Annotated in this window: 9 protein-coding genes, 1 tRNA gene and 2 pseudogenes; 9 read left to right on the top strand and 3 right to left on the bottom strand. The window is 64.2% G+C overall.

Going from position 1 to position 9,305, the window contains the following annotated elements; genetic code table 11:
* Positions 1-111: 111 nt before the first annotated feature.
* Positions 112-432: a DUF732 domain-containing protein gene (locus tag QJR12_RS12235; RefSeq protein ID WP_300582528.1), complete on the top strand. Its 321-nt coding sequence runs from the start codon at positions 112-114 to the stop codon at positions 430-432.
* 458 nt (positions 433-890) lie between these two features.
* Here the strand turns inward: QJR12_RS12235 and QJR12_RS12230 are convergent, their stop codons facing one another.
* Positions 891-1,031, bottom strand: coding sequence for a hypothetical protein (locus QJR12_RS12230; protein WP_300582526.1), 141 nt, complete (start codon positions 1,029-1,031; stop codon positions 891-893).
* A gap of 28 nt (positions 1,032-1,059) precedes the next feature.
* On the opposite strand from QJR12_RS12230, the pseudogene QJR12_RS12225 reads away from it, so the two are divergent.
* Both QJR12_RS12225 and QJR12_RS12220 read left to right on the top strand, forming a co-directional pair.
* Positions 1,060-1,208 (top strand): annotated as a pseudogene (locus tag QJR12_RS12225) (ISL3 family transposase); the annotation flags it as partial.
* 328 nt (positions 1,209-1,536) lie between these two features.
* Positions 1,537-2,857 (top strand): annotated as a pseudogene (locus tag QJR12_RS12220) (ISL3 family transposase).
* 8 nt (positions 2,858-2,865) lie between these two features.
* Here the strand turns inward: QJR12_RS12220 and QJR12_RS12215 are convergent.
* On the bottom strand, positions 2,866-4,116 hold the full coding sequence (locus QJR12_RS12215; RefSeq protein WP_300582524.1) for a class I SAM-dependent methyltransferase: 1,251 nt from the start codon (positions 4,114-4,116) through the stop codon (positions 2,866-2,868).
* 650 nt (positions 4,117-4,766) lie between these two features.
* Here QJR12_RS12215 and QJR12_RS12210 point away from each other — a divergent pair.
* The 4 genes from QJR12_RS12210 to QJR12_RS12195 all read left to right on the top strand — a co-directional run bounded on the left by QJR12_RS12210 (position 4,767) and on the right by QJR12_RS12195 (position 7,702).
* Positions 4,767-5,687, top strand: a complete 921-nt coding sequence (locus QJR12_RS12210; protein ID WP_300582521.1) for a PE domain-containing protein — start codon at positions 4,767-4,769, stop codon at positions 5,685-5,687.
* A gap of 64 nt (positions 5,688-5,751) precedes the next feature.
* Positions 5,752-6,924, top strand: coding sequence for a PPE family protein (locus tag QJR12_RS12205; RefSeq protein ID WP_300582519.1), 1,173 nt, complete (start codon positions 5,752-5,754; stop codon positions 6,922-6,924).
* 146 nt (positions 6,925-7,070) lie between these two features.
* The gene (locus tag QJR12_RS12200) at positions 7,071-7,367 is read left to right on the top strand and encodes a WXG100 family type VII secretion target (protein ID WP_300582516.1); all 297 of its coding nucleotides are present in this window, start codon (positions 7,071-7,073) and stop codon (positions 7,365-7,367) included.
* Positions 7,368-7,417: 50 nt separating this feature from the next.
* A complete protein-coding gene (locus QJR12_RS12195) occupies positions 7,418-7,702 on the top strand; it encodes a WXG100 family type VII secretion target (RefSeq protein ID WP_300582395.1) in 285 nt (94 codons plus the stop codon).
* A gap of 173 nt (positions 7,703-7,875) precedes the next feature.
* Here QJR12_RS12195 and QJR12_RS12190 read toward each other — a convergent pair.
* Positions 7,876-7,949, bottom strand: a tRNA-Leu gene (locus QJR12_RS12190).
* Between the two features lie 324 nt (positions 7,950-8,273).
* Between QJR12_RS12190 and QJR12_RS12185 the strand changes: the two genes are divergently transcribed.
* Together QJR12_RS12185 and QJR12_RS12180 are read left to right on the top strand one after the other, a co-directional pair.
* Positions 8,274-9,122, top strand: a complete 849-nt coding sequence (locus tag QJR12_RS12185; RefSeq protein WP_300582513.1) for a PE domain-containing protein — start codon at positions 8,274-8,276, stop codon at positions 9,120-9,122.
* A 60-nt stretch (positions 9,123-9,182) separates the two neighbouring features.
* A partial coding sequence (locus tag QJR12_RS12180) for a PPE domain-containing protein (RefSeq protein WP_300582531.1) occupies positions 9,183-9,305 on the top strand: 123 nt, incomplete at its 3' end.

Below are 9,305 nucleotides of genomic sequence, written 5' to 3'. Positions count from 1 at the left end.
ATCACGAGACATCACGGATCCGAACCCGCCGTCCCAGCTTGGTGGCGTAGAGCCCGTTAACTCCGAGTCACCCGTCATGCGAAACCGGGGTGTGTCGGGGATAATGATCCGATGCGACTGCGACTGACGCTGCCGATCGTGGTCACTACGATTGCCCTGGCCGCCCAGGCACGAGCCGACGACAGCGACCAAGCCTTCGTTGCCGACCTCGATCAAGCTGGAATCCACTACAGCGATCCGGGTCAAGCCGTAACGGCTGGCAAAACGGTATGCTCATTGAAAGGCAGCGGGATGACCAGCGATGATGTCATCACAAATCTGACGGACCAAAATCCCGGACTTGCCCCAGAGAAGGCAGCAAAATTCGCGACAATCGCGACAAATGATTACTGCCCGCAAGACGGCGGAAACGAAGCAGCAAACCCAGATTAAACACCTTCTTCCGGAAATAGAATGCAGGTGAGGTGGCGTGTCGGCGCTCGGAGGCCGTGTCGGTGAGCTGAAACGGGTACCGGCGGGCAGAAGATGCGGGTGCTGACGCCGAACCGACTGCCTATGGGGGAGCCCTATGTCTGACGCTACGTCGTCGCCCGTCGCTGGTATTGCCGACACGATCATGCGGACTGTTGACCTTGGGGTGCGCATCACCGACGCCGCGGTCGATGGTGATGCCACGGTGGTGTTCTGCGAGTTGCTCGACGATGGCCGCCGCCACTGTCTAGCACTAGACTGTGGGAGTGCGGGCAGCTACCGCGACACCGTGATCCGCCGGGTCACCGACGTCCCCGTTCTCGGGCATCCGCTGCGTCTTCGCGTGCGGGTGCCGCGTTACCGGTGCATGAATCCGGTCTGCGAGCGGGACGTGTTCGTCCATGACACCGGTCGACGTGCTAGGCGTGGCTGGTCGACCATGCGGCGGTACGCGCTACATTGCGCGCCGGCTGATGATCGACCGGGCCGCGGTCGCCGTGGTGACCCGCGACCTCGGGGTTGTGCTGGGACAGCGTCAACACCATCGCGATGGACGCCACCTAGATGATCCTGGCCTCCGATACCGCTCGCCTGGATGGGGCGGGGGTCACCGGCGTAGGCGAGCACCGCTGGTCTGACACCCACCGTGTTGGCCGGGAAGTTGCGTCACGGTGATCATCGATCCGACCCCGGTACTCGACGGCACCGGACGTGCCCGCCTACTCGACCTTCAGGAAGCGTGTCAGCTGGGGCGGCCAGGGTAGAGCGGCTCAGGGATGTGTGAGTCGATACACCAGGTCAAAAACCGGTGTAACCGGTAGCGGGTCAGGTGCGCATCCCCGCCGACGCGCACGGTCGACAGCAAGGTGCGCAGTTCTTCCTTGGCGATCCACGCGGAGAGGCTCTGTCCACTGCTGTCCTCGGCGAGGATCGCGTCCTACATCATCGCTAAACTGGCTCTTCGCAGTTGAGGGTGTAGAGCTGGTCGGCACGTCGTTACCGGGATAGGGGTCGAGGTCTTCTGAAGATGGGAGTTTCCATGCTGCCCATCAGGAACACCTCGACGTGCACGACGGCACCGGTGGTGCGGGTTTCGCCTGCGCCGATCTGACCACTTTCTGCCGCCTCGGTGAGCCCGGGCTGGAGGTGACCGGCCAACGCCTGCAACCTGATCGGGCCGTGCTGGCCTGCCGGATCGTCGACGACGACTCGTGGTGTCGCCGCTGCGGGAACCAGGGCACCCCCCGCGACAGCGTCACTCGGGAATTGGCGCATGAGCCGTTCGGGTGGCGGCCGACGACCTTGCTGGTCACCGTGCGCCGGTACCAGTGCGCCGGCTGTGCGCCTGGGTGGCGCTAGGACAGCAGTGCTGCGGCCGAGCCGCGGGCCAAGCTGTCGCGACGGGCTCTGCGTTGGGCCTTGGAAGGCCCTGGTGTGTCAACACCTGAGCGTGGCACGAGTCGCTGAAGGCCTCGGGGTGTCGTGGAACACCGCCAACAGCGCGGTGCTCACCGAAGGCCGGCGGGTGCTGATCGACGATCCCGGCCGGTTCGACGGTGTGCGCGTCATCGGCGTCGACGAGCACGTGTGGCGCCACACCCACAAAGGCGACAAGTACGTCACCGTCATCATCGACCTCACCGCGGTGCACGATGGAACCGGTCCTGCTCGGCTGCTCGACACGGTCGACGGGCGCTCCAAACAGGCAGTCACGACCTGCCTAGCTGAGCGGCCCAAATCCTGGGGCGACGGCGTGCAAGTCGTTGCGAGGCACGGATTCACCGGATTCAAGACCGCCACCAGCGACGAACTCCCCGAGGCGGTCGCGGTGAGGGACCCGTTCCATGTGGTCCGGCTCGCCGGTGACGCCCTCGAGGAGTGCCGACGCCGCGTCCAGCTGGACACCTGCGGACACCGTGGCCGCAAAACCGATCCGCTCTACGCCTCCCGGCGCACCCGACACACCGGCGCCGACCTGCTCACCGACAAGCAAAAGACCCGGCTGCACGCCCTATTCACCGCCGACGCCCATGTCGAGGTTGAAGCCACCTGGACGATCTATCAGCGCACCGTCGCTGCCTGCCGCCAACCCAACCCGACCAAGGGTCCCGCGATGATGCAGGCCGTGATCGACACCCTCAGCCGCGGTGTCCCCAACGCCCTGCGCGAACTCATCACACCGGGCCGCACGTTGAAGAAACGCGCCGGCGACATCCTGGCCTACTTCGACCGGCCCGAAACCAGCAACGACCCCACCGAAGCCATCAACGGCCGACTCGAACACCTGCGCGGCTCCGCCCTCGGATTTCGCAACCTCACCAACTACATCGCCCGATCCCTACCAGAAACCGGCGGATTCAGACCCCAACTACACCCTCAATCATGAAGAGTCCTTTATGAGTTCGTCTTCAGGGCCATCGCCAAAAAGTCCAGGCGCCATAGTGATTGAAACAACGTGCGAGCGAATTCCCAAAAATCACCCACTGCGACGGCAGTCACGCCGCCGAGTTGCGCCACGTGCTCAATGATATCTCCAATCGTACGGCGACCGTCAACATACTGCAGAAAAGGCAACTGCGCTTGAGTCAGACGCAACCGTGCACCACCCGGCCAAAAAATGTCGGTACCAGAAAGACCACAACGCGTACGCAGCAGCGGAACGTAATCGAGATAGTCAGCCGTCGAGAAATCGATCTGGTAGCCCTCTTTGGGCCGGTCGGATCGGCATGCCATGAAAAAATGGCAGGCGTTCAACGTCTGCAGTCGTTCCATGACGGACCACAGCTTGCGCTCAGGCAGTGCTTTTACCGCTGAATAGAATCGACTCGATGGCGCCAGAATCCCGCTCGCCGAGGCAAGTAGATCGTGAGGATAGTACGGCGACTTGTGAAACCATCCCTGAAATACCAGCCCGGCCGAGGTGACAAGGTCAATACACTCGTCGACGGTGTAACTACGCGCGCGACCGTGCACATATAGAAACGTATCCACCACAGCGGCGTCCGACTGCAAATCTCGCGCAGCACTGAGATAACTTCGGGCAGGGTGATCGGTCGGCAGCACCGAGATCGCCTCTTTGACTATTTGGATCGATGCGTCGTCTTGACATAACCCCAAATCACGAAAGACCGATTCCAGCAGCTCGACACCGAGCCTACCGTACTTCGCATAGAGCATCAGACCCATAGCCCCATCCCGGCGCAGGCAACCGGCGAGTGCTTTCATGCCAGCTAATGGATCAGCCAAGTGGTGCAAGACGCCGGTCGAGACAACCAGGTCGAAGTCGAGTCCGAGAGTTGGCAGCTCTTCGATCGGCAGCAGATGCAACTCCAGATTCGACAGGCCGTGCCGGTCTTTCAGATACTGCTGATGATCCAGCGACGACTGGCTGACATCGACCGCCACAACCGTCGCCCCGGGATTGGTGAACGCAAAAATTGCAGCCTGGTTGGTGCCACAGCCGGCAATCAGAATATCGAGATCGGGACGGTATTCGCGATCGGGCCACAAAATTCGGTGAGAATGCACCGGATCGAACCATTCCCAGTTGCTCCGGGTCCATACCTCAAGGTCCGGTATCGGGCGTGGATACCGCCACCGCTGGTACTGATGGGAGACGGCATCGGTACGCGGATCGTCATTCACGTCGGCGATGCCCCCCTTCGCAGTGGGCAGAGGGCCGTCGGTCCGACACGCGGGTCGCCATTTTGCTGATTTTGATGAAAACATCCCACATCCGCCCCGCTATCACCGGCCGAGTATGGGTTGCCGGTCCTTGCCCGTGCAACCGGTTCCACACCCGCACCGTGCCGGACACCTCGCTGCCGTGCCCACCGGTAGAGCAAAAAGTGGCCACACGTGCAACGTCCTGCGGGCGATCACCCTCGGCGTCACCACCGAGGCGAGTTGCCCAGCTGTAGCAAAGCGGGCGCACCGAAGGTGGGCGCAGTTGATGGTGGCATTGAGCTGCCCGTGATCGGACGATCATTGCAATAACAGTGCAATGACTTTGTAAATCAACCAATTTCGTCGAATCCGGATGACCGCAGGCATGGGCGTCTCGGACGCCTTGTCAAGCAGCATCATCAAAGTCTTTAGACAGCAGAATAATTGGCGAACAAGCCGGGGTTTGTTAAGACTGACGCGCACAGGTAAAGAAGTTGTTAACCCGCTGTCCATTTCGCCATGCCTCCGGAAACCTATGTAGCCGTGAGAGCGCCCAGCAGACACCACCACAGTAAGCACAGTGGCCGACCCCTTGCGACGGGTCGGCCTACTTTCGCGAGGAGATGCGGATGTCTTTCGTGACCACAGTGCCTGAAGCGCTGGCCGCGGCGGCCAGCCAATTGGAGGCCATCGGCACCTCGATGGCCACCGAGAACGCGGCGATAGCAGTTCCAACCACCGGCGTCGTACCGGCGGCGGCAGACGAGGTCTCGGCGCTCCAGGCGGGCATCTTTTCTGCCTACGGCCAGCTCTATCAAACGTTCAGCGCCCAAGCCCAGGCCATTCACCAGCAGTTCGTGAGCACCTTGAGCACCAGCGCCAACTCCTATGGAGCGACCGAAGCCGCCAACCAGGCCGGGGCCGCCTCTACACCGTTGTCGGGGCTCGGGTCACTGCTGGGCGGGTCGTCGGCCGCAACACCGGCCGCCGCGGCAGCCTCCTCGGACCCGCCGGGAAACATCTTCGATTTCCTGAACAACATTCTGGGCGGGTCGGGAATCCTCGGAACAGGAGGGCTGAACAGTAACTTTACGAATCTCATGAACGTTCAGGTCGGTAACTGGGCCTCGGCGGCTTCCGACCTGATCGGAATGGGCGGCGGCGGTCTTCTTACCGCCCTCCCCCTCGAATCCGCTGCCGGCGATATCGGTGGCTTGGCGGCCGGCCTGGACGGGGCGGTTACGCCGGCGGCTATGCCCGCAGCGGTGGGCGGCCTCGGCGAGGCGCCGGTGCTGGCGAGCATGGGGCAGGCGTCCTCCCTTGGCGCGTTGTCGGTGCCGCCCAGCTGGGCCGGGGAAGGCGTGCCGGTGTCAAGCGCCGCCCCCGCGACGCTGACCGGCGCGGGCTGGACCGCAGCGCCGCACACCGGTTCGGTGGCGACCTTGCCGGCCGGAATGCCGGCCGGATCGGGCGGTAGAGCCGGCTACGGCTACGGAGTCCCGCGCTACGGCGTCAAACCCAAGGTGATGCCCAAGCCGACAACTGTTTAGGAATCGCGACTAGCTGAACACGACACACGCAATCGGGTTCGTTAAGGGAACGGGACTAGAAGACATGCCATTTGATTTCGCACTGCTTCCTCCGGAGATCAACTCCGCGCGTATGTACGCCGGCGCCGGGGCGGCGCCGATGATGGCCGCCGCGTCGGCGTGGAACAGCCTGGCCGCCGAGTTGGGCACTGCGGCATCTGCCTACCAGTCGGTGATCTCGGAGCTGACTGGGCAGTGGCTGGGACCGTCCTCGGCGGCGATGGCCGCCGCGGCCGAACCCTACATCGCGTGGATGAGCTACACCGCCGAGGCCGCCCAGCACGCCGCCGCGCAAGCCACCGCGTCGGCGGCCGCCTATGAGACGGCCTTTGCGATGACGGTGCCCCCGCCGGTGATCGCCGCCAACCGCGCCCAGCTGGCCGCGCTGGTCGCGACCAACGTTCTGGGGCAAAACACCCCGGCGATCATGGCCACCGAGGCGCACTACGCGGAGATGTGGGCCCAGGACGCCGCCGCCATGTATGGCTACGCCGCCTCCTCCGCGGCCGCCGCGGCCGGGCTGCAGCCGTTGAACGCGCCGGTGAACAACACCAACCAGGATGGGCTGGCCCTGCAAGGCGGCGCGGTTGCCAATGGCGTCAACACCAGCGCGACGACGTCCGGGCTCAACGGAGCGCTCTCCAACATGGCCAGCCCGTTGGCGGCGGCAAATGACCCGTCCCCGTTGTCGGGGCTGTTGAGCTCGTTCCAGACCTTCCTTGGTCAAGGGGTGGTGGCAGACAGCGTTAACACGGTGGATGTCACGGCGTCGTGGTGCGCAATGATGACGATCGCGGCCATGATGACCTTGGGGCATTTCGTCGCCAACGCTGCGGGAGGCATCACCGTCGGCGATGTCACCCCCCTCGGCGCCGGCTTGGGCAGCGGAATGGTGCTGGCCGGCGCAACCGCCCCAGCGGGCGCGGCGGGCGCCGGCGAAGCGTCGGTGTTGGCCGGAATGGGTTCGGCGTCCTCGGTCGGCGGATTGTCGGTGCCGGCCGCCTGGTCTGCCGCCGCCCCGCAGACCGGTGCCACCCTGGCCGGTGCGGGCTGGACCGCCGCCGCCGACGAGGCCGGCATGACAGCTTTGCCGGCCGGCGTGCCGGGGACTGCGACGGCCGGGCGGGCGGGATACGGCTTCGGCGAGCCCCGTTACGGAGTAAAACCCAGGATAATGCCCAAACAGGTCGTCGTTTGATGAGCAACAGAAGGGAGCGATGCTTTAATTATTGAACTTATTGTGAACTTACTGACACCAGCCGTTGATCTCGACGCCGTATCCCTTCACCTGAAGGCAGACGGCCTCATAACCGGAATCACGTCGAGTTTAAGGAGAGACACGCTATGACGACGCGTTTTATGACCGACCCGAATCAGATGCGGGCGATGGCGGGCCGTTTTGATGTGCACGCCCAAACGGTGGAGGATGAGGCCCGCAAGATGTGGGCGTCGAGTCAAAACATCGCCGGGGCGGGCTGGAGCGGGCCCGCGCAGGCCACCTCCTATGACACCATGGCCCAGATGCATCAGGCGTTTCGCAACATCGTGACCATGCTGCACGGGGTGCGTGACGGGCTGATCCGCGACGCCAACAACTACGAGGCCCAAGAGCAGGCCTCCCAGCACCTGCTGAGCAGCTAGCGCCGAAAGCACTGGCTGCGTAGGCTTTCTCACGTTAGGAGACCTTCAAGATGACGATCAATTACCAGTTCGCCGATGTGGACGCCCACGGGGCCACGATTCGCGCCCAGGCGATGGCGCTGGAGGCCGAGCATCAGGCCATCGTGCGCGATGTGCTTGCCGCCGGGGACTTTTGGGGTGGGGCGGGTTCGACGGCCTGCCAGCAGTTCATCACCGAGTTGGGCCGCAACTTCCAGGTGATCTACGAGCAGGCCAACGCCCACGGCGCCAAGGTGCAAACCGCCGGCTCCAACATGTTCGACACCGACTCCGCCGTCGGCTCCAGCTGGGCCTGATTTCGACCGCCCGGCACAACCCCTGACAGGGCCGTACACCATCACGGTGTGCGGCCCTGTCGCTGTGTGAATACTCATGACACCGCGCCCTCTCGGGGCAACACCCGACCGGCCCGCACCGCCGCTGACTCCGGGCTTGGCCCTGAATCCTAAAGCAGCAATGTATAAGACCGTGCCCCCACTGGGACTCGAACCCAGACTGTGCGGATTTTAAGTCCGCTGCCTCTGCCGATTGGGCTATGGGGGCTTGGCGGTGAATGTAGCGCGAGCGCGATCGCAACGGACCACCGGTGCCCAACCACAGGCAGCACCCGCTGGCTGGCGCCGCCACCGCGGCGTGCTTCTGTCGCCTGCGCCAAAACTCCTGTCGGCCTTGTAGATAGCGCTGCAAACGCACTGGCCGGGGAAAACCGTTAAGGATTCGACCGGCAACGTAAAAGTGGCGTTAACCTCGCTAGCCGATACGCCAACGGCCGCCGCAACAATGGCCCAGAAACAATCCAGAAACAATCCAGAAACGATGCCGAAAGGTGAAGTAGTCGTCGGCTACGAACGTCCGTAAGGAGGACCGATGTCCTATGTGACCACGTTGCCCGAAGCGTTGACGGTAGCGGCGGGCAAGCTCCAGGGATTGGGCTCTGCGATGGCCGCCGAGAACGCCGCCGCGGCGGCCCTGACCACCGGGGTAATCCCCGCAGCCGCGGATCCGGTGTCGGTGCTGCAGGCGATTCAATTCGCCACCTACGGAACCTGGTATCAGCAGGTCAGCGCCCACGCCCAGGCGATTCACGAGATGTTCGTCAACACCTTGGGCAACAGCGCCGGCTCCTACGGCGCCGCCGAGGCCACCAACGCGACCGCGACCGCTTCGCCCTTGTCGGGGTTCTCTGGACTCGCCGGTGGGCTGACCGGGTCGTCAACGTCCTCGGACCCCGGACTCGTCAGCAACATTGCCAATCTCCTGAACATCCAGGCCGGAAACTGGGGCTCTGCCGCCTCGGACTTGATCGGGATGGCCGGCGGTGGCCTGCTCACCGCTATTCCCGTCGAGACAACCGAGGGCGCTGGTGCTGACCTCGGCGGCCTAGCGGTCGGCTTGGAGGGAGCAACCTTGACAAGCGTGCCGGGACCGGCAGGCTCGGGCCTCGGCGGCGCGCCGGTATCAGCCAGTCTGGGCCAGGCGTCCGCGGTTGGCGGGCTGTCGGTGCCCCCTAGCTGGGCCGGGGAAGGCATGCCGGCGTCGCCCACCTCCCCCGCGACGTTGGCGGGCGCGGGTTGGACCACCGCCCCGGCGGGCACCCCGGTGACAACCGTACCGACCGGCATGCCGGCGATGGCCTCAGCCGGCAAATCCCCGGGCTTCGGTGCGCCGCGCTACGGCGTGAAGCCCACCGTGATGCCCAAACCGGAAGTCGTCTAGGGCCGCGGACGTCAATGCTGGCGGTTGAACGGAATTCGATCGAAGAACGGATTCGAGGAAATGTTTGATTTTGCAGCACTCCCCCCGGAGATCAACTCCGCGCGTATGTACGCCGGTCCGGGGTCGGGGCCGATGATGGCCGCCGCGTCGGCGTGGAACAGCCTGGCCGCCGAGTTGGGCACT

It is taken from the genome of Mycobacterium sp., assembly GCF_029961025.1.
In the GTDB taxonomy this organism is placed as follows: domain Bacteria; phylum Actinomycetota; class Actinomycetes; order Mycobacteriales; family Mycobacteriaceae; genus Mycobacterium.
The sequence above is the reverse complement of the archived record's forward strand: the minus strand, read 5'-3'. Positions and strand labels throughout refer to the sequence as shown.